This is a genomic window from Curtobacterium ammoniigenes NBRC 101786 (genome assembly GCF_001571045.1).
Taxonomy (GTDB): Bacteria; Actinomycetota; Actinomycetes; order Actinomycetales; family Microbacteriaceae; genus Curtobacterium; species Curtobacterium ammoniigenes.
The window spans coordinates 1-20,195 of record NZ_BCSV01000007.1 but is presented as its reverse complement, the minus strand read 5'-3'; the positions used below and the strand labels follow the sequence as shown (position 1 = coordinate 20,195).

The 20,195-nt window shown below is 68.7% G+C and carries 19 protein-coding genes; 9 read left to right on the top strand and 10 right to left on the bottom strand.

Annotated features, from left to right (window positions below; translation table 11 throughout):
* The first annotated feature begins 133 nt into the window (after positions 1-133).
* On the top strand, positions 134-2,671 hold the full coding sequence (locus tag CAM01S_RS13185) for an ATP-dependent DNA ligase (RefSeq protein ID WP_066522871.1): 2,538 nt from the start codon (positions 134-136) through the stop codon (positions 2,669-2,671).
* Between the two features lie 151 nt (positions 2,672-2,822).
* Positions 2,823-2,975, top strand: coding sequence for a hypothetical protein (locus tag CAM01S_RS14750; RefSeq protein ID WP_157071579.1), 153 nt, complete (start codon positions 2,823-2,825; stop codon positions 2,973-2,975).
* Positions 2,976-3,020: 45 nt separating this feature from the next.
* On the opposite strand, the gene CAM01S_RS13180 is transcribed toward CAM01S_RS14750, so the two are convergent.
* From CAM01S_RS13180 to CAM01S_RS13155, 6 genes are all read right to left on the bottom strand, one after another.
* A complete protein-coding gene (locus CAM01S_RS13180) occupies positions 3,021-3,974 on the bottom strand; it encodes a ribokinase (protein ID WP_083528051.1) in 954 nt (317 codons plus the stop codon).
* A 121-nt stretch (positions 3,975-4,095) separates the two neighbouring features.
* Positions 4,096-4,734, bottom strand: coding sequence for an MBL fold metallo-hydrolase (locus CAM01S_RS13175; protein ID WP_066522722.1), 639 nt, complete (start codon positions 4,732-4,734; stop codon positions 4,096-4,098).
* 19 nt (positions 4,735-4,753) lie between these two features.
* Positions 4,754-6,673, bottom strand: coding sequence for an amylo-alpha-1,6-glucosidase (locus CAM01S_RS13170; protein WP_066522719.1), 1,920 nt, complete (start codon positions 6,671-6,673; stop codon positions 4,754-4,756).
* Entirely contained in the window at positions 6,670-7,566 is an 897-nt protein-coding gene (locus CAM01S_RS13165) for a carbohydrate ABC transporter permease (protein ID WP_066522716.1), read from the bottom strand. Before CAM01S_RS13165 ends, CAM01S_RS13170 begins: the two co-directional genes overlap by 4 nt.
* A complete protein-coding gene (locus tag CAM01S_RS13160) occupies positions 7,563-8,738 on the bottom strand; it encodes a carbohydrate ABC transporter permease (RefSeq protein ID WP_066522711.1) in 1,176 nt (391 codons plus the stop codon). Before CAM01S_RS13160 ends, CAM01S_RS13165 begins: the two co-directional genes overlap by 4 nt.
* Positions 8,735-9,991: a sugar ABC transporter substrate-binding protein gene (locus CAM01S_RS13155; RefSeq protein ID WP_066522709.1), complete on the bottom strand. Its 1,257-nt coding sequence runs from the start codon at positions 9,989-9,991 to the stop codon at positions 8,735-8,737. The genes CAM01S_RS13160 and CAM01S_RS13155 overlap by 4 nt, the downstream gene beginning before the upstream one ends.
* A gap of 134 nt (positions 9,992-10,125) precedes the next feature.
* On the opposite strand from CAM01S_RS13155, the gene CAM01S_RS13150 reads away from it, so the two are divergent.
* From CAM01S_RS13150 to CAM01S_RS13135, 4 genes are all read left to right on the top strand, one after another.
* Entirely contained in the window at positions 10,126-11,127 is a 1,002-nt protein-coding gene (locus CAM01S_RS13150; protein ID WP_066522707.1) for a LacI family DNA-binding transcriptional regulator, read from the top strand.
* 208 nt (positions 11,128-11,335) lie between these two features.
* Entirely contained in the window at positions 11,336-12,019 is a 684-nt protein-coding gene (locus CAM01S_RS13145; protein WP_066522704.1) for a TetR family transcriptional regulator, read from the top strand.
* A 148-nt stretch (positions 12,020-12,167) separates the two neighbouring features.
* Positions 12,168-12,830: a pentapeptide repeat-containing protein gene (locus tag CAM01S_RS13140; RefSeq protein WP_066522699.1), complete on the top strand. Its 663-nt coding sequence runs from the start codon at positions 12,168-12,170 to the stop codon at positions 12,828-12,830.
* 83 nt (positions 12,831-12,913) lie between these two features.
* On the top strand, positions 12,914-13,354 hold the full coding sequence (locus tag CAM01S_RS13135) for an OsmC family peroxiredoxin (protein ID WP_066522693.1): 441 nt from the start codon (positions 12,914-12,916) through the stop codon (positions 13,352-13,354).
* A 58-nt stretch (positions 13,355-13,412) separates the two neighbouring features.
* Here the strand turns inward: CAM01S_RS13135 and CAM01S_RS13130 are convergent, their stop codons facing one another.
* Entirely contained in the window at positions 13,413-14,081 is a 669-nt protein-coding gene (locus CAM01S_RS13130) for a TetR/AcrR family transcriptional regulator (protein ID WP_066522691.1), read from the bottom strand.
* A gap of 179 nt (positions 14,082-14,260) precedes the next feature.
* On the opposite strand from CAM01S_RS13130, the gene CAM01S_RS13125 reads away from it, so the two are divergent.
* Together CAM01S_RS13125 and CAM01S_RS13120 are read left to right on the top strand one after the other, a co-directional pair.
* The gene (locus tag CAM01S_RS13125; protein ID WP_157071578.1) at positions 14,261-14,581 is read left to right on the top strand and encodes a hypothetical protein; all 321 of its coding nucleotides are present in this window, start codon (positions 14,261-14,263) and stop codon (positions 14,579-14,581) included.
* A gap of 94 nt (positions 14,582-14,675) precedes the next feature.
* Positions 14,676-15,467 carry a hypothetical protein gene (locus CAM01S_RS13120; protein WP_157071577.1) on the top strand — a complete coding sequence of 264 codons (792 nt, stop codon included), beginning with the start codon at positions 14,676-14,678 and terminating at the stop codon, positions 15,465-15,467.
* A gap of 125 nt (positions 15,468-15,592) precedes the next feature.
* Here the strand turns inward: CAM01S_RS13120 and CAM01S_RS13115 are convergent, their stop codons facing one another.
* Entirely contained in the window at positions 15,593-17,104 is a 1,512-nt protein-coding gene (locus CAM01S_RS13115) for an LCP family protein (RefSeq protein ID WP_245631647.1), read from the bottom strand.
* 154 nt (positions 17,105-17,258) lie between these two features.
* Here CAM01S_RS13115 and CAM01S_RS13110 point away from each other — a divergent pair, with 154 nt between their 5' ends.
* Positions 17,259-17,669, top strand: coding sequence for a MarR family winged helix-turn-helix transcriptional regulator (locus CAM01S_RS13110; RefSeq protein WP_245631646.1), 411 nt, complete (start codon positions 17,259-17,261; stop codon positions 17,667-17,669).
* 111 nt (positions 17,670-17,780) lie between these two features.
* On the opposite strand, the gene CAM01S_RS13105 is transcribed toward CAM01S_RS13110, so the two are convergent.
* Positions 17,781-18,431, bottom strand: a complete 651-nt coding sequence (locus CAM01S_RS13105; RefSeq protein ID WP_066522862.1) for a LysM peptidoglycan-binding domain-containing protein — start codon at positions 18,429-18,431, stop codon at positions 17,781-17,783.
* A 473-nt stretch (positions 18,432-18,904) separates the two neighbouring features.
* Positions 18,905-20,086, bottom strand: coding sequence for a 23S rRNA (uracil(747)-C(5))-methyltransferase RlmC (gene rlmC, locus CAM01S_RS13100; RefSeq protein ID WP_066522676.1), 1,182 nt, complete (start codon positions 20,084-20,086; stop codon positions 18,905-18,907).
* Between the last annotated feature and the right edge of the window lie 109 nt (positions 20,087-20,195).

Below are 20,195 nucleotides of genomic sequence, written 5' to 3'. Positions count from 1 at the left end.
CTCCAGCGCGCCCGGGAGCGCCGGAATCCGAGTGGGCCCGGAAGACGCTGGCACGAGCGCGCGGAACCGCGTCTGGACCGCGGCGGCGCATCAGCAGGGAACGTCAGCAGCGCCGCAGCGGCAGCATGGGGCAATGAGCAGCAGTGGACAGCGGGTGCTGATCGCCGGGCGCTCGCTCACCCTGACCAACCTGGACAAGGTGCTGTATCCGGCCGCGGGCACGACGAAGCGCGACGTCATCGCCTACTTCGAAGCGATCGCGCCGTGGATGATCCCGCACGTCAAGGACCGCCCGGTGACTCGGAAGCGGTGGGCGGACGGCGTGGACGGCCCCGTCTTCTTCGAGAAGAACCTGCCGCGCGGGGCCCCCGACTGGATCGCGCACCACACCATTCACCATGAGCATCACGACCTCGAATACCCGGTCGCCGATGATCTCCCGACGATCGTGTGGCTGGCGCAGCAGGCCGCGCTCGAGCTGCACGTGCCGCAGTGGCGCTTCGACCGTGACGGTCAGCCGCAGTTTCCCGACCGGCTCGTCCTCGATCTCGATCCGGGCGACGGCGTGGGGCTCCGCGAGTGCGCCGAGGTCGCGGGAGCGGCTCGCGAGATCCTGCATGGCATGGGCCTGGATCCGCTCCCGGTGACCTCCGGCAGCAAGGGGATCCACCTGTATGCCCCGCTCGACGGGACGTCGTCGACGGCCGACGTCAGCGCGGTCGCGCACGAGCTCGCGCGCGCACTCGAACAGGACATGCCCGATCTCGTCCTGTCGACCATGTCGCGGGCGGAGCGCGCCGGGAAGGTCTTCGTCGACTGGTCGCAGAACAACGGCAACAAGACAACGATCGCGCCGTATTCGCTTCGGGGCACGAGCCTCCCGACCGTCGCGGCACCGCGGCGATGGGACGAGCTGACCGAGCCCGGCCTCCGGCAACTGCGATACGAGGAGGTCCTCGAGCGCGCGCAGGACCACGGGGACCTGCTGCACCCGGTGGCTGCGGCCGCACTCGCCGTGGGTCGTCCGGATCACGGGCGGTGGCACTCCGACGACGGGACGGAGCGGGCGGACGCGACTCGCGCCTCCCATGACGATCACGGGGGCAGTGCCGCTGATGATCGGCTGGCTCGGTATCGGTCGATGCGGGACCCGGAGCGAACCCCGGAGCCGGTACCGGTCGACGTGCCGACGGTCAGACAGGATGGAGCACCCACCTTTGTGATTCAGGAGCACCACGCGACGCGGGACCACTACGACTTCCGCCTCGAGCACGATGGCGTGCTCGTGAGCTGGGCGTTGCCGAAGGGTGAACCCACGGACCCTGCGGCGAACCATCTCGCGGTGCAGACCGAAGACCACCCGCTCGAGTACGGCGGCTTCGAGGGCATCATTCCCGCGGGCGAATACGGCGGGGGGACCGTCACCATCTGGGACAGCGGCACGTACGACTGCGAGAAGTGGCGAGAGGGCGCCGAAGTCATCGTCACCCTGCACGGTCGGACCCGCGGAAGTCGACGCGTCGCGCTCCTCCATACCGGCGGGCGCGGCGGCCGGGAGACGAAGAACTGGCTCATCCACCGCACGAAGGAGCAACCCGACGCGCTCGATCCGCCTCCCGCGACGCGCCGCACAGCAGCGTCCGGCGAGCGTCACGGCCAACGGTCCACGCTGGCGCCCTTCGCGGAGCGGCGCCCGATGCTCGCGACACCCGCGCGCACGCGGAGTCCGCTCGATCCAGGCGACTGGGCGTTCGAGATGAAGTGGGACGGCATCCGCGCGCTCGCTGCGGTGGGCGGCGATGGCGTCCAGCTGCGCAGCCGAAACGGCAACGATCTGACCGATCAGTATCCGGAGCTGCAGGCGCTGGCCGACCATGTCGGCGTCGACGGCGTGCTCGACGGCGAGATCGTGGCGCTCGACGAGCATGGTCGCCCGAGCTTCGGGCAGCTGCAGGGACGCATGGGCCGAACCGGCGCCCGCGAGATATCGGCAGCGGCACGAACCGCGCCGGTCCGCTTCATCGTCTTCGATGTGCTCGCTGCGGACGGCCACGACCTGACACGGCTGTCCTATACGCACCGTCGGGAGGCACTGGCGACGATCGTCGACCCGGGCGATGTGATCGAGGTTCCGCCCGCATTCGACGGGACACTGGATGACGCGATGACCGAATCGCGGTCGCTCGGACTGGAGGGTGTGGTCGCCAAACGCCGATCGTCGCGGTACGCAGAGGGTCGCCGCTCCGATGCGTGGCTGAAGTGGAAGCATCACGCCACCCAGGAGGTCGTCGTCGGTGGTTGGCGCCCCGGCGCGGGACGGCGAGCAGGTGGGGTCGGCTCGCTCCTGCTCGGCGTGCCGGGAGCGGACGGACTCGCGTACGTCGGGAAGGTGGGCACCGGGTTCCGCGACCGAGACCTCGACGACATCGAACGCATGCTCCGGCCGTTGCGTCGCGTGACGTCGCCGTTTAGCACCGACGTGCCGCGCGCGGATCAGGCGGACGCGCACTGGGTCACACCACGCTACGTCGCCGAGGTCGAGTTCACGGAGTGGACTGCGGGAGGGCGGCTGCGGCATCCGTCATGGCGTGGTTGGCGACCGGACAAGCGTCCCGAGGACGTGGTGCGCGAGCCCGCCGCGGAGATGCGCGAGCTAGGCGCGGAGGCGTGAGGCGCCTCCCCCGTATCCATGCCAACGCATCGGCTCTGCTGTCAGCGAAATGCGGTCCCCCATTTGGTTCCCGCTCGGGGGACGATCCGCGCAGAACCCTGCGCGCCGCCTGCTTGGCCCGCTAGCGTCAGGAGCGACGAAAGCAGGAACCATGACGCCCAGCAACTACCTGCCGCCGTTCACGCCGGAGCAACGCGCCAGCGCGGGGGGAATCCACACGCCGCACCGTCAGCAGGTGCCTTGTCTCGACCCGGAGCCCGAAGTGACCTATGCGGACTTTCTCGGCGACGAGGTCGACGACTGATCGGAGCCACCCGGCATCGGATGGGGCACGTGTGAGTCGTACACCTCAGTCGACGCCGGGGCCGGACGACCCCGCCGACGCCCCCGCCTCGGCGAACGCGACGATGTCCGCGAACGTGGGATAGGACGGCTGCGCACCCTCGCGGGTAGCCGCGAACGCGCCGACAAGCGTCGCGTATCGCGCCGCTGCCAGGAGGCTGTCGCCGTCAGCGAGGCGAGCCGCGACCGCGCCCATGAAGGCGTCGCCGCAGCCGGTCGTGTCCACCGCATCGACCGTCGGGGCCGGAACGTGCACCGGCTCGGTGTCGCCGTCATACACGTGACAGCCGGCTGCGCCGGACGTCATGATCCATCGCCGCACGCCGTGGTCACCGAGTTGTGCGGCCTCGTGCTCGTTCACGAGCAGCACGTCGGTGGACTCGAGGAGCGCTGCCGGCACGGGCCCGAAGGGCGAGAGGTTCGTCACGACCAGGCCCTGCGCCTTCCGCATCCGCTCGGCGGCGGCGACGACGACCGGCATCGGTACCTCGAGACAGAGCCCGAGCACGGCGGCGCCGTCGAACGACGCTGCGGAGACGTCCGCCTCGGTCAGGTGGCCGTTCGCGCCCGGTGAGATCACGATCGTGTTCTCGCCCCGGGCGTCCACGGTGATGATTGCGGTCCCCGTGGCGATGCCATTGAGCACACGCACGTCGGCGGTGTCGACACCGGCCGCGGACGCCGACTGGAGGAGCAGCGAGCCGTTCGCGTCGGCGCCCACGGCACCGACGATGCGGACGTCGGCCCCGAGCCTCGCCGCGGCGACCGCCTGGTTTGCGCTCTTGCCCCCCGGAAGGACACGCAGATCGGAACCGTGGACGGTCTCGCCCGGCGACGGAAACCGGTCGGTTCGGACGACGAGATCGGCGTTGAGCGACCCGACGATGATCACGCCGCGACGTCGACCGTCGGTGGCGGGAGCGTTGGGGTCCGATGCTGCGGACGGGAGGCTCGTGGTCACGACCCACAATCCTCACACGTCCGCAGCACGCCCGAGCACGTTCGCAGCACGGCGCGAGCCGTCCGGAGCACGCCCACAGCATCGCGTTGCGCTGCCGGGCGAACCGACTGCCTGATGGCGCTCAGAGCGTGACGGTCGTGCCCGGCTCGAGGATGTCGGTCTGGACGCCGCCGAGGCCTTCCGGTCCGAGCATGCGCGCGGTCGACTTCTGGCCGAGCTCGGACAGCATCGCCTCATGGATCTGGATCGCACGCTTCGGAGCGACGGCCCGGATGTAGTCGACGCCCATCGCGGTCGATGACCACGGCCCGCTCGTCGGGATGAGCAGAGTCTCGACGGGCACGCCGGGCTCGAGGTACGCGTCCCCGGGATGGAAGACCGAGCCGTCCACGAGGTAGCCGACGTTCGCGATCGTGGGGAGGTCGCGGTGGATCACCGCGTGTCGCTCGCCGAATACCTGCACGGAGAACGGACCGACCCCGAACGCGTCCCCCGCGTGCACGGTGTGGACGCGGTCGGCCGCACCCAGCTGGTCCGCGACGCCTTCTGGTGCGTAGACGACGAGGTCCGGTGCCGCCTGGAGCGCCCGCTGCACCGCGTCGACGTCGAGGTGGTCGCCGTGTTCGTGGGTGACGAGGACCGCGGCCGCCGTGCTCGCGAGCTGCTCCGCCTCAGGGGTGAAGGTACCGGGATCGATGACGATGGTGACGTCGTCCTTCGTGAGGACGACCGTTGCGTGCGTGTACTTGGTCAGCTGCATGGATCCAACCTACGAGCGCTCACGCTGCATCGTCTCGGAGTGCGACCCAGACGGGGAAGGCTGCGGCCGCACTCCACGCCTGTGGGCGGCAGGCTGCAGGATACGGCGCTGGCCGTCCGCCGCGAGCAGCGGGGTCGCCGGAGTGCAGTTCCGGCATGCGGAACTCGAACGCGACGGCCGCACGGAGCAGCCCCTCGGCAAGGAGCCGTGCCTCGGCCCGGAAACCGGAGCGCGTCAGACCGACGATCGCGATCGCGGTGTCGTGGGTCCAGACGCTGCCGCCGTGGTAGCTCAGCGGCCAGTAGCCGGACGCCTCGGAGGACATCGTGCGCAGTCCGAATCCGCTGCTCATGTCGTCTTCGACGAGTCGGCTGGCGACCTCGCGCTCTTCTGCGGTCGACAGGAGCCCGGTTCCGAGCAGATGGCCGATATTGCTCGTCACCGTGTCGACCGGCCGCTTCGCGGCATCGAGCGCGATCGCGGGATAGCGTCCGCGCGGTCCGGCGAGCCAGAACGCGGCGCGGAACCGCTCGGCCAGCCGCGCGGCCCACGAGCGCCACGCGTCGCCACCTGCGCGCCCGAACGCGTCGAGGAGCTCGGCGCCGTGCACTGCTGCCTCATACGCGTAGGCCTGGACTTCGCAGAGTGCGATGGGACCCGTGGCGAGCGTTCCGTCCTGCCACTGCACGCTGTCGCCCGAGTCCTTCCAGCCCTGATTCGACAGTCCGCGGCCGGACTCGTCGACGTACTCGAGGAGTCCGTCGTCGTCGGAATCGCCGAAGTCGCGCATCCATGCGAGCGCGCGCTCCATCGCGGGCAGGAGTTCCCGCACCGCAGCGTCCGGCATGCCGGCCTTCCACGCGTCGTAGAGCACACAGATCCAGAGCGGGGTCGCGTCGACCGTGCCGTAGTACAGCGGCGGCAGCGACATCGACGGGTTGTCGATCGGCAGCGACGCCTGCCGAATCTCGTGCATGATCTTGCCCGGCTGTTCCGCCGTCGAAGGGTCGACCTGTGAGCCCTGCAGCTCGGCGAGGACGCGCAGGGTCGACGCCGCGAGGCGCCAGTCGACGGGGAGCAGGAATCGTGCCGCCCAGAGCGAATCACGGCCGAACAGCGTGAAGAACCACGGCGCACCGGCGGCGAAGAATTCGTCCTCGCCCGTTGCTCGCCGCATGCGCAGCGCGTCGAGGTCCGTGGACGCGCGTGCGAGCCACCGGGACAGCCGGTCGTCGCCGACGTCGTCAGGAACGCTCCAGGGTACGGCCGAGTCTGCACCGCGCACCACCGCATCGGGTGTTGCTGCGGTGACGGTCCAGGTGCAGGACACCGGGGCTCCGGCGGATGCGGTCGCATGCCACCGCAGGACGATGGTGCCCCCGACCACTGTCGCCGTCGCGCCCTGAACCTGCAGCACCACCTCGGTGCCACCCGACCGCCATCGGGCGCCGTCGGCCGTCGGCGTCGGATCGGCGGAGAGCGCTTCAGCCCCCTGCTTGACCGGGTCCATCCCGGTGGCGTCCGGCTGGATTCGGACGGTCACGTCGACGGGGGCGCCCGGTGCGAGCCGCGTGCTGACGGTCAACGTCTCGTCCACCCCATCCGCACGGACCTGCCGACGACGATCGAGACGCACGTCGGGGTCCGCACCCGGCGCGTCGAGTCCGCGGAGCAGCGCCGAGAACGTCGTCTCGTCCGCGCGATCCGCGACGACGTCCAGCGGCTCGATGGCTGAGCGCGCGACGGAGACCGTGATGCGCGAGACGACGCGCTGATCGCCGACCCAGTAGCCGTGTACGCCGCGTCCGTCGATGTCGCCGTGCCGGTCCGACCACACCTGCGCGGGAGCGCGCAGCGTGACGATCGCGTCGTGCAGAAGCGGCTGGAGCGGCGCCAGTCGAATCGGAGCAGTGGTCGTGGTGGTTGTTGGGCCGGTCATTCCTTGACGGCTCCTTCGCTGGTGTTGAGCAGGCGCTTCTGAAAGATGAAGAACGCGAGCGCGACCGGGATCGTCATGACGAATGCGGCGGCGAGTTTGACGGGGTACTGGTTTCCAGCGGACAGCGCACCGCTCGCGAGCGAGGCGACGCCCTTCGTGAGCGTGGTGAGCTGCGGCGAGGACGACGACACGATGAACTGCGACAGCTCGTTCCACGATCCCTGGAACGACAGGATCGTGATCGTCACCACGGCCGGTCGCGCCATGGGCAGCACGATCGACCAGAACACGCGGAACGTGCCCGCGCCGTCGATCCGCGCCTGCTCCTCGACACTGACCGGGATCGACTCGAAGTAGTTCTTCATGATGAACACGCCGGCTGCGTCCACGAGGAGCGGAAGGATCATGCCCGCGTACGAGTCGTAGATGCCGAGTTCGTTGATCACGAGGAACTTGGGGATGAGCAGCACGACGTTCGGCACCGCCATCACCGCGATGAGGGCCGCGAAGATCACGCCGCGCCCCCGGAAGCGCAGGCGAGCGAGCGCGTACCCGGCGAGCGAGTCGAAGAAGATCCGCCCGAGCGTGACGAAGAACGCGACGATGAAGGAGTTCTTCACCCACACCGGGAAGTCCGACGCACCGAAGAGGGTCGCGAACGCTGCGCCCGACCACGTGGCCGGCAGCGCGAGCGGGTGCAAGGATGCGTCCTCGTCCGTCTTGAACGAGTTGATGATGTCGACGTAGAACGGCAGCAGGTAGATCACTGCGATGAGTGCGAGCAGCGCGTAGAGGACGATGCGGCCGATGCGCTGACGCGGTGTGCGGGTTCGGCGACGTTCGGTCGCGGCGGTGAGACGGGCCGCGCTGGGTCGTGCGCTGATCGCGGTCATGGGCGAGCCTCCCTGTCGGGGTGCGGGGGCGTCTGGTCGGAGGCTGCGGGCAGCGTCGCGACGGACGGTCCGGCAGCGGCCGCCCGCGTGATCCATCGCATGCGGCGCCGGGACACCTTCCGGTCGCGGAGCACGATGCGCTGCAGGATCGTGAGGATCACGATGATGCCGAAGAGGATGAAGGCGATCGCGGACCCGATCCCCCATTGCTGATTGTTGAAGGCGTCCACGTACGAGAGGTACGCGGGCGTCAGCGTCGTGTTGGCGGGCGCGCCCTTCGTGCCGGTGTAGATCTGGTCGAACACCTGCCACGTTCCGATCAGCCCGAGGGTGAGCACGGTGAAGAGGGTCGGCCGGAGCTGCGGGAGGGTCACCCGCCAGAATCGTGCCCAGGACCCCGCACCGTCGAGCATCGCGGCCTCGTCGATGTCGGTCGACAGGTTCTGCAGCGCCGCGAGGAACAGCAGCATGAACGTGCCTGAGGTTGTGAAGACGCCCATCAGGATGTACGCGCACATGGCGATCGATGGCCCGGCGAGCCAGTCGGAGTAAGAGAGGCCGAGGAGCGTGTTCCCGGTCAAGAGCGCGGGCCCGTGATGGATTCCGAGGGCGCCGCCGATGACCTGGAAGAGTCCGGCGGGCTGATTGAACCAGTTCGGACCGTTGATGCCGAGCCAGCTGAGGATGCCGTTCACCGCTCCCGTGGAGGAGAAGAGAAAGAGCCACAGGACCGTGATCGCGACGGAGCTCGTCACGGACGGGAAGTAGAACGCGGTCCGGAAGAACCCGCGCCCTCGGACGACGGCGGCATTCACGAGGACCGCGAGCGCCAGGCTGAGCGCCGTCTGCAGCGGCACCACGAAGACCACGTACCAGAGGTTGTTGCGCAGGGAGGTCGCGAAGTCGACTTCGGCGAGCGAGCCACCGGACAGGAGTTGCGCGTAGTTCTTGCCGCCGACGAATGAGACGCTCGAGGAGAACGGGTTGTTGACGCCGCTCCAGTCGGAGAGGCTCACCCAGGCGGCCATGACCACGGGTGCCGCGAGGAAGATGCCGAGAACGATCAGGGTCGGCGCAGTGAAGATCCAGCCGGACACCGCCTCCGCGCGCCGCGCACGACCGTGGTGTCGTGCGCGGCCCGCGAGGGGTCCGCTGGTGGCGGTGGCGGTCACTGCTTGAGGGCGGCGGCCATGTTCTTCTGGACGCCGTCCAGCAGGGTGGTGGGATCGGTCGACGACAGGCTGCTCAGCTTCTGATCGAAGTCGCTGATCACGGCTGCGGTCCCGGCCTTGGTCGGCACGCCCTGGGCGCTCGACACCTCGTCGAGGAACGGCGCGTACTGCGGGTATTCCTGCTTCCACTGCGCGGCAGCGGACTTCACGCTCGGCATGACACCGAACGCCTTCGCGAACTGGAGTTGCTGCTTTGCGGTCGTCAAGTACTCGACCAGCTTCAGCGCGTTCTCCTGCTTCTTCGACTGGGAGGCGATTCCCCAGCAGTTGGTGAACTGCAGCGTTCCGGGGCCCGCGGGACCGGTCGGCATCTGCACGACCTTGTAGCTGACGTTCGGGTAGGTTGCGGACATCGCGCCGGTGAGCCAGTTGCCCTCCACGGTCATCGCAGCCTTGTTCTTGCCGAATGCGTCACCGCCCCAGCTCTCGCCGAGGTCGCTGGAGAACTTCATCGAGCCTGCGGACTGGAGCTGCTTGACGTAGTCGAGCGCCTTGATGTTCGCCGCGGAGTTGACCGTGGCCTTTGTCTGTGACGCATTGGTCAGCGAACCGCCGGCCTCCGCCATGAACGCGCCGAGGCGCTCCCACTGCGGGCTCATCGTCAGCCCCACCCGGCCGTCCATGGTCAGCTTCTTCGAGACGGTCGCGAGCTGGTCCCAGGTCTTGGGGATGTCGGCGTCGGTCAGACCGGCGGCCTTCCAGTCCGCGGTGTTGATGAACAGCGCGAGGGTGGAGAAGTCCTTCGGCGCGCACATGAACTTGCCGTTGTAGGTGAACGAGCTCTTGAGGGTCGAGTAGAAGTCGTTCTTGTTGCTCAACTGGTCGCCGTATGCCAGGAGCGATCCGTTCTTCGCCCATCCCGTCATCTCGGCGGTCGATGTGTAGAAGACGTCGGCCGGCTTGCCGGAGGCGAATCCCTGCGCCATCTGCTGGTCGAGCGAGCTCGCGTTCTGCACGCTCACGGGAACGCCGCTCTGCTTCGACCATGCAGCGGCTGCCGCCTTGACAGCATTCGTCTCGGCCGGACCGGACGATCCGATGAGCATGTTGATCTGCCCACTGCCGTTGGTGAGCTTGCTCGAACTGCTGGAGCCGCTCGAGAATCCGGAGCCGCTGCTGCACGCGCTCAGCGCGAGCGCGGCGGCCACGGCGAGAGCGCCTGCGCTGAGCAGGCGTGTGGTGCGTCGTTGCATGTAGGGAACTCCTCGTCGAGTGCTGGTGCAGTCCGGCCTCTGGCGGGGGGACCGAGACCGGACTGGGTTTGATCGTTCAATTTGATCGATCAAACGTGACGACCATACACCGAAGAGGCGGTACCGTAAACCGCATGTCTCGGTCCGCCACCGTCGTCGACGTCGCTGCCGCAGCCGGCGTCTCCCGGCAGACCGTGTCCAACGTGCTGAACGCACCCGACGTCGTCGCGCCCGCAACCCGAGAACGGGTCGAGCGGGCAATCGCCACCCTCGGATATCGTCCGCACGCGTCCGCGCGACGCCTGCGGACCCGGCAGAGCTCCACGCTCGGCGTTCGGCTCGATCCTGTCCTCAACGGCATCTCCGGCGCGGTGCTCGACCGGTTCCTGCACGCACTCGTCGAGTCCGCAGACGGCCGCGGCATGCGCATCCTGCTCTTCACCGCCGCGGACCCCGCAGACGAGATCGAGCAGTTCGGGCGCCTGGTGGACGGCTCCGATGTGGATGGGTTCGTGCTGACGTCGACGTTCCACGATGACCCCCGAACATCGTGGCTGCTGGAGCACGACATTCCGTTCGTGACGTTCGGGCGCCCCTGGGGTCTTCCCGACATGGAGTCCGCGCCGTTCCCCTGGGTGGATGTCGATGGCGCTGCGGGACTCCGGGACGCAACCCGGCACCTCCTGCAGCTCGATCGCCACCGCATCGCGTTCCTCGGCTGGCCCGCGCCGTCCGGCCAGGGCGATGAACGCCGCCGCGGATGGCGGGACGAGATGCGCGTTCGACTGCCAGCATCCGAGGCCGACCAGCTCGACCTCGCGTGCGAGGACGACGTCACCGCGGCCGCGCGGACCGTCTCCGAGGCGATCGCCCGCGGGCGGTCGTTCGACGCGGTGGTCTGCGCCTCGGACACGCTCGCGATCGGTGCGCGCATCGCGACCGGAGGCTCGGTGCCCGTCGTCGGCTACGACAACACGCCCGTCGCCGCTGCACTGGGACTGTCGAGCATCGAACAACCGCTCATCGAGGCGGCCCGCTCGGCGATCGAGCTGCTGATGGGCGCGTCGGGGCGTTCCGTCCTGCCTCCGACGGCGGGCCATCGGCTGCTCGCGCCAAGGCCGGTCTGGCGCACCTGAGCTCGAGACGCGGTGGACGTCCCCCCAAGAACACGTCCACCGCGCGCGGCGACACTTCCCCCATGCCGCCACCCCGGCTCTGGTGAGAGCATTTCACAGGACGGGCATCCAGGCAATATGACGCTCGGAAACGCACTGCGCAGAATGCGCAAAACACCGCGGAGCCGAGGCTCGTCGAACCGGTCGACGGGCGCTACGGTTGCTCCACATGGGCGTGCGGGAGGATCAACGGCGGCGGACGCGGCATGCGATCCTGCTTGCCGCCGCCCACGAGTTCGAGCGCGACGGCTACGAGTCCACCTCGTATCAGGCGATCGCGGCTCGAGCGGGCGTGATGAAGAGTCTCGTGAGCTATCACTTCCCGTCGAAGAACGACTTCGTCCGGGCGATGTTCGATGCGGCGTTCCGCGAGCAGCGCTACCCATCGCCCTCGATGCCGCCGCTGCCTCCGCTCGACGACCTCGCCTTCACCACCGTGCATTCCGCTGCGCAGGAGCAGCGGAATCCGATTGTCCGCGCGGCGATCCGCCTCCAGCGCGAGTCCGATCGGATCCCCGACGTCGCGATTCCAAAGCCATTTGTCCTGTGGCTCCACCGGTGCGAGCGGATGATCGGCGTTGCGGCAACGCGGGGCGAGGTTCCGGTGCATGTCGACGTGCTGTTCGAGGCGCAACTCCTCGTCGCCCAATACGTGGGTCTCCGCGATCTCGCAGCGGCGGCCGGCTCGTACGACACGTTCGTCGAACAGACCGCGATCGGCACGCTCGACCGGTTTGCAGCGATGGGTGCGACTCACGACGCGCTCCGGTCGGCCACGCACCGCACCGTAGCGGAGATGACCGGCCTGCACAGCGCCGGAGTATCCCGGGTGGCCGCCCGACTCTCGAGCTGAGCGCCGCCGAGGCGGGAGCGGGTCCCAGGGAAGACCCGCTCCCGCCGAAAACCGTAGCCCGTGCTCGACGCGCGACGCACGTCGGCACTTCCGCCGACAGACTGCGCCGTTCGTTCCACACCGTCCACCCACGCTGCAGACTGGACGCGTGGCCTCAGATACCGACGCACCCCGGCTGAACCGGATCGAGCCGGGCGGCCTGGACCCGATCGACGACGAGGAGTTGGGCGAACTGCTCTCGGGTGACCTCCTCGAAGGCCGGAGTGGTGCGAACGTCGACCTGGATGGTCGCGTGCTCCGCGACCTCGCGATCGAGGAATGCACGTTCGCGGGTATCCGTCTCGACGGGACGGAGCTGCAGGGCGCGCGATTCCGGGAGGTTCTCATCGACCGGCTCGACGCGTCCGTCCTTCGGGCGGCTCGCACGACGTGGCACGGCGTGCGGGTGGAGGGCGGTCGCGTCGGATCGGCAGAGCTGTACGACACTCGCTTCGACGACGTCGTCGTGTCGGAGGCGCGGCTCGGCTTCCTGAATCTCCGCGCCTCCCGGCTGCGCGACGTCCTCTTCCGCGGATGCCGGATCGACGAGCTCGACGTGGACGGCGCAGTCTTCGAGCGCGTCGCATTCGATGGGTGCACCATCGGTGCGATTGCCGGTACGGCTGCTCGCGTCGCGCACGTCGACCTGCGAGGGGCCGACCTCGATCGGATCGACCGGCTCGAGGGGCTCCGCGGTGCGACGCTCTCGGATGAGCAGGTCTGGTCGCTCGCTCCCCTTCTCGCCCGCGAGGCGGGATTCCGCGTCGGCTGAGCGGATACGGCGACCAGCGCAGCCTTCCGTCACCGGCACCGGGTAAGACTGACGTGTCAACGTCCTTCGAGAAGGGAATCCCTATGCCCACGCGCACCGCACGCACCGCCTGGAACGGTGGCCTGAACGACGGCAGCGGCCAGGTCGAGCTCACGAGCTCCGGGCTCGCGACGTTCGACGTCTCGTTCCCGAAGCGCGCTGCCGATGACGCGAACGGCGCGACGAGCCCGGAGGAGCTGATCGCCGCAGCGCACTCCTCCTGCTACGCGATGCAGTTCTCGGCGCTGCTCGGCGAGGCCGGCGGCACGATCGAGGCGCTCGACGTCTCCGCGGAGGTCTCGCTCGGGCCGGACAGCGCCGGCGGCTTCAAGCTGACCGGCATCGCGCTGAAGGTCCGGGGAGAGGTCACCGGCATCGACGAGGCGACCTTCACGAAGGCAGCCGAGGACGCGAAGGCGACCTGCCCCGTCAGCAAGGCGCTGTCCGGAGTGGACATCACGCTGTCCGCAGAACTCGAGCAGTAGCGGGCGACCGTCTGGCGAATGGGAGGCGCGGCGCCGGCTGGTGCGCGCCTCCCGTTCGTTACTTGGTCCAGTCGTCGACGGCCCAGGTGGCCAGACGGGCTTGCACAGCGGGCTCGTACCGCTCCATCCAACCGCGCTCGAGCCGGGCGATCGCCCGATCGAACGCTGGGACGAGCTCGAGCTCGGGACGCAGCAGCGCTTGCAGCTGGAGCCCCTCGTAGAGGGCGATGAGCTGCTCGGCGCCGCGACGCGGGTTCATCGTGTGCGGGGCGCGCCCGGTGGCGACGTCGTGCTCGAGGCCCCTGCGGATCTGCGAGTAGAAGAGCTGGTAGCGCGAGCGGAGATAGCTCGACATGGGGTGATCGGGATTGCCCGCGACGCTGAGGAGCGCGACCATGAGGCGCATCAGCGCCGGGTCTTCGACGTTGCTGGCGACGATCGCGCGAAGAAGTTCCACCGTGCTGCGGCCGGCCGCTTCGGCCGCGACAGCGTCCATCCGGGCACCGTTCCAGCGATCGAGTGCCGCAAGGACCAGTCCGTCCCAGGACGGGAAGTGCTGCTGCATCTCTGCGACCGTGAGCCCCATGCGGTCGGCGACCATCTCCGGGCGTGCCTCGTGAAACGGGACGTCACGGAGCAGGTCCACTGCGGTTCCGACGATCTTGATGCGTAGGCGCAGGGTCGCGGCGGCGGCAGCGGCCGTCTCGGCGCTGGTCTCTTCGATCATCGTGCCCCTCCATGGGCTCGGCAGCGCCGGAGTGGTGATGTCCTGCGTGCGGTGGTGCGAACGGCGACCCGTTCGCTCGCCTCAATCAAACCGTGAGGTTCTCTCTCGGTCAGCCCCCGGAATGGGTGTCGGCACTTTGGTGGACACGCGGAGGCGAGTGCACGGAGAAGAATGGGGTCGTGACTCCTGACCATCCGACCGCGCAAGGACTTGCCACCATGGCGAGCGCCGGATTCGAATTCGGTGGCTCGTCCGCCGAGGTGGAACGGGACATCCGCGCCATGTGGCACCACCTCGGTTCCCCGGAGGGGGCGTTCGAAGCTGCGGCCGATGCGGTCGGTCTGCTTCCGCAGCGTCCTGAGGTACCGGTGTCCGAGATGCCTCGTCGGGCCGCGTTAGAGCGAGCATTCGGCATCAATCCCGTGGAGGTGGAGCTGGCTGCAGCGATGGCCGCACGGGAACTGCTGCAGTACCTCGCTTCGTGCGGCGCTCCGAGATAGCGAGCGTCGCTCGAAGGTCACGCCGGGATCACAGCCGCGCTCCAGTTCGATAACAGCGCCGGTTCCGCGTCACACGGCCCCGTAGCGTCGAGGGGTGGTATCCCGGCCTGTCCTGATCGTGTGTGCTGCCGCAGTGGTGGTCGCCGCGGGCTGCACGGTCGGCGCGCAGATTGTTCCGGGCTCCGGAGGCGCGGGCTCAGCGCCGAGCAACCGGACCGCTCCGGGGACTCTCGCGTCACCCGCAGCAGCGGGGGCATCGGTGGCTGCGACGAGCGGCTCCGCGGCGACGAACGGCGCCGCGGGCACGAAGCGCGTCGCCCCTCCTGCCTGGATCGGATCCGTCGACACCGTCGCGCTCGGGCCGGAGAGCATGTCGTTCCGACACGGCAGCGATGTCGATGCCACGATCTCACTCCGCGACGCGTCGACGATGGTCCGGCTCCTTGGTGACCTCCTCGGGACCGCATCCCGGTCGACGACACAAACTGGCGATGGCGGCGTGTGTCTGCCGGCGAGCACGTCGTACATATGGCACGACGCGGTCCGCGCCACTGCACTCGCCAGTCCGGCGCCCGCCGGCAACGAGGTGGAGATCCGGTTCCTCGCGTCGACCGTTCGCGCGGCCTCCGGGCACGCCGTTGCGCTTGAGGGGCCGGGTGGGGTGCGGGTTGGCGGCGATATCAGCGCACTGCTCGCGAGCGGGCCGGCCTCGGACCGGGTCCAGCTCGCCTCCGGCGCAGAGACGGCTTGGCAGGTCGTGCTCGCACCGGGCTGGGCCTCCGCCGACCGGGGACAGGAGGTCAACGGTGCGGCCGCGCTGACATCAGGGTCGACGGTCACCGTGATCGGTGCGCCGATGCCCATCCGGACGACCGACGGCTGCTGACCGCTCGACGATCAATTGACCGCTCGACGATCAGTTGACCGCTCAACGATCAGTTGACCGCTCAACGATCAGTTGACCGCTCAACGATCAGTTGACCGCTCAACGATCAGTTGACCGCTCGACCATCAGTTGATGCAGGTGCCGCTTTGGCCGTACGCCTTCGTCGACGCGCTCGGTGTCGCCGCGGGTGCTGCAGCGCTCGACGTCGGCGCTGCCGGGGCGGCTGCCTGTGACGAGGGTGCAGTGGAGGGCGCAGCCGGAGCCGACGACTGCACGCTGTGGCCGTCGGAGCCGAGCAGCAGGGTGACCTGGGTCACGGTCGTCGACAGCACCGGAATGGCGCCCGGCACCACGTTCACGACGGCCTTGGCCTGTGCTTCCATGCCCGCCGGGTACTCGACGCTCGTCGTCGATGTGTTCTCTGAGGCGTCGATCGCCGCGCCCGTCTTGAAGCCGAGCGCCTGGAGCGCGCTCGTCGCCTTCAGCGCTGCTCCGGGCACGCCGCTGCCGTTCTCGGCAACGACCTGAACGCTCGAGGGAGCCGCCGCGGTCGCGTTCGTGTAGGCCGCGGGCGGGCCGACGATGGATTCGATGAACGCCGGGATCGCGGCGGTGTCGAGCGCGACGGTCGACACGGCGACACCTCCGACATAGATCGTGGGTGTTCCGGACGTCGGGATGGTCGCGGAGCGGATGTTCGACACGCTGAGATGGCGCAGCGAGGTACCGAGGCCGATCAGGTCCGACGAGCTCATGTCCGTTTCGATGGAACTGCCGATGCTGTCGAGCACCTTGGTGAGCTTGATCGGGTTGAGCAGGGTGCCGGCGGACAGGATCTTCTTCGCCTCCTGGGAGAGGAAGTACTGCTGCCGCACCTCACGGTCGAGGTCGCCGTTCGGAAGCCCGTGGCGCTGACGGACGAAGGCGAGCGCCTGCGAGGCATTCAGGGTCGAGACACCTGCGGGCAGATTGACGCCCGAGTAGTGGTCGTAGACGGCGTGGTTGAGGCAGACCTGCACCGGACCGAGCGTGCCGACGATCTGGTAGAAGCCGAGCAAGGAGACCCGCATGTAGTGGTCGATGCTCAGGCCGCTGATGTTCTCGATGGTCTGGATCAGGAGGCGCGCACCGCCGGCTGCTCCGCCCCCGTTCGACTCGCCATCGGCGAAGGCGCTGTTGAGCTTCCCCTTGCCGAACCCGGGAATAGTCACCCAGCTGTCGCGCGGGAACGAGATCATCGTCGCGGACTGACCGTCCGGTGCGATGTGCAGAACGATCATGGTGTCGGTGTTCGTCGAGCCGCCGTCCTGCTGGGTGCCGAGCTGCTGGAGCTCTGCCTGCGTCGCTCCGGCAGGGCGATGGTCGTCTCCGATGAGGAGGATGTTCTGCGCACCGGTCGCGGCGGCGGCCGCCGACTTCTGCGAGTGCGGAATGGCGTTCGCGATCTGCGTGATGCTGCCGGTCAGTTGCGTGTACGACCACGCGACATACCCGCCGCTCAGGACGATGATCATCACGACCACACCCGCGATGGCGGGGAGGATTACATGGCCGCCCCGGCGGAGTCGGCCGTGTCGTGGCGCGGAGTACGAACCGCGCCGGGCGCGGCGCGGAGCGGTGTCATGCTCATCGGTCACCCCGTCACGATAGGCGATGCGAGCCTCCAAAAGCCCTGACCCACGCGGGTGGATTCGATGAGAATGCGACCTGTGGCCCCGGAGAACCAGGCGGATAACGCGGTTCGATCGAATTCCGTCACGGACACGCCATTCGCAATTTACAATCAGGCGCGTGCCCGAAACCGCCCCTGACTACGACCCCGCGAATTGGCCGCTCGGCCGCCTCCTCTCGGCCGCGGCGCGTCGGGTCGAACGGCGGTGGGACGACCGGTTGCTCGCGATCGATCTCACGCATGCGGCGGTGATCGTGCTCGACCACCTGATCCGGGGCGGAGCGACGGGCGCCGACGCGCTGTCGGCGGCCGCACGCGTCAAGCCGCAGACGATGTCGAAGACCCTCGACCGGATGGAGCGGGACGGGCTCATCGAGCGCACACCGGACCCCGATGATCGCCGGCGTCGGACCGTTCAGGCGACCGATCGCGGGCGCGACGCGTTCGCCTCCGCGCAGCATCTGGAGCAGGAGATTCTCCCTGACGACCCGGAGCTCCGGAGCGCGCTGCTGCGGTTGATCGAGCGCTAAGCGGAGCAGCATCGATCGGTCACTGACCGACGACAACGGCCTCGGTCATAAGACCGAGGCCGTTGTCGTCGCGTGTCACGCGCAAGGCGCCTGCACCGAAGGGTGCCGTGATCAGGCGGGGAGCTGGAGCACCTGTCCCGGGAAGATCAGGTTGGCGTTCGGGACGGCAGTCCGGTTCGCCTCCTGGAGCTCTTCCCATCCGCCCTTGACGCCCAGCTTGGTCGCGATGGCGCTGAGGGTGTCGCCCGACTGGACCGTGTAGGTCTTGCCGCTGAGCGCGACAGTCGTCGGGGCCGCCACGTGCCGGGGGGCCGCAGCCGGAGCGGGCGTTGCAGCGTGGGTGACCGGAGCCGGGGCGGCGGCGTGGACGACGGGAGCCGCGGCCTGCGCAGGGATCGCGCCGGGGGCGGCACCAGCGGTGCCGTACAGGCCAAGCTTGGCGGAGCAAGCGGGCCATGCACCCCAACCCTGGCCGGCGAGAACGTGCTCGGCGACCGCGATCTGCGTGGCCGCGCTGGCGTTTGCGGGGTTACCGGTGCCGCCGTAGGCCTGCCACGTGCCGAGGGTGAACTGCAAACCCCCGTAGTAGCCGTTCCCGGTGTTTGCGGCCCAGTTGCCGCTGCTCTCGCACTGTGCGAGCGAGTCCCAGGTCGAGGTGCTTGCCGCGTTGGCTGGCGCTGCGGCCAGGCCAACGCCCGCGGCTGCGAGTCCGGCGAAGGCGATTCCGCCGAGAACAGCGCGGGTTCGGGTCTGCTTCTTCATGTCGGTGTTCACTCCTGGGGGCCGCGTTCCGCGCAACGATCAGTCGCGCGTCCGCTGCCCACCCCGTCCGATATCGGTCGGTTCGATGCATCCACCGAGAGGCAGCGGCTCGCGCCGGTGGACATGGGGCACAACCGTAGGCAACCCCTGGCCGTTATCAAACCGAGACAGAGCGTTCTATGCCGTTACCAAATCGATATGCAGCAGAAGGCACGTTGCCACATCCCCGTGCTAGTGCGGATGTGCGTCCACAAATGTTCTACCTTGCAAATTCACTGAGAATCGCAACGGAACGCCGAAAAGTCGGCGTACGTCCACCGGTCAACCACCGGAGGCCGAGGTGGTGCTCAGGTCACGTCCAGCATCGAACGGCGAGGCCGGCTCTGTTTCTGCAGCAGTCACGTCGCCGGCGCCCCGGGCCGGTCACGCTCCCCGCGCTCCAGCAGCGTCACGTCGCTCGTCCCCGACGCGCGTCACGCTCCCCGGCGCTCCACCAGCGTCACGACTTCAACGTGGTCCGTCTGCGGGAATATGTCGAGCATCCGGGCGGAAGTGACCCGCCATGACGGCATCGCCTCGAGGTCCCGGACGAGGGTCGTCGGGTTGCAACTCGAGTAGACGACCGTCTGCACCGTCGAGGTGTCGAGCCACGCGGCGAGATCTGCGCCGATCCCCCGCCTCGGAGGATTCACGATCACGAGTTCCGGGACGCGGTCGGGCTTCGCATGGACCGCATACTCGGTTGCGTCAGCAGCGATGAATCGCACCTGCGGGAGGCCGCGCTCGCGAGCCGACATGGTGGCCGACGCCACCGCCTCCCGACTGGTCTCGATCCCGAGCACCGTGCGCCCGGCGCGGGCCGAGTGCAGCGCGAAGCCGCCGACTCCGCAGTAGAGATCCCACAGCGACCGAGGATTCGCGACGTCCACCCACTCCGCAACCTGCCCATACAGCTGCTCCGCGACGGTGCTATTTGTCTGGAAGAAGCTCTGCGGTCGGAGATGCAGCAGGGTGCGCCCGAGGGGCATCGGAAGCGTGTCCGATTCGGTGAGGACGATCTCACGGTCCCCCTCGGTCACCGCCTTGTGTTCCGGCAGAAGGTTGGCGGTGATCACGGTGGCGTTGGGGAGCGCCTCCTGCAAGACGCCGAGATGCTTCCGCAGTGTAGGCAGTTGCCCCTCGGAACGGAGCACGAAGCGGACCATCAGCGCGCCTGAGGGCGACTCGGTGACGAGAACGAACTTCAGTTCGCCCCGGCGCTTCGGCACGTCATAGGGAATGAGCCCCGCAAACGCGATGAAGTCGGCCAAGACCGGAAGCGCCCGTCGGATACCCGGCGTGCAGATACCACAGGCGCGGAGATCGACGCCGCGCTGCTTGTGGTCCAGAATGCCGATCGTCGGATGCTGCACCGAGCCTCCGACGACCATTTTCGCCTTGTTGCGATAGCCGGACTCGGGGCTCGTGATTGCCGGAAGCCAATCGATCGGTGCAGGCGCCGATGTCGCCGTTCCGTCCTCGGCGGCGGAGGCTGTGCCGACGGTTGCCAACATCTCGCGGAGCCGTATCTCTTTGTCGAGGATCTGGTCCGGATACGGCACGCCCATGAGGGTGCACGAGCGGCACACTCCCGCATCGAAGTAGCTGCACTGCATCGTGGGGACAGTGTACGTGCGGGCGGAGCGCGGGGAGCGGGTCGTGGGGCGTGGCACGCGGGGCGCGGGGCGCCGGGCGCGGGGCGCGGGGCGTGGGTCGTGGGGCGTG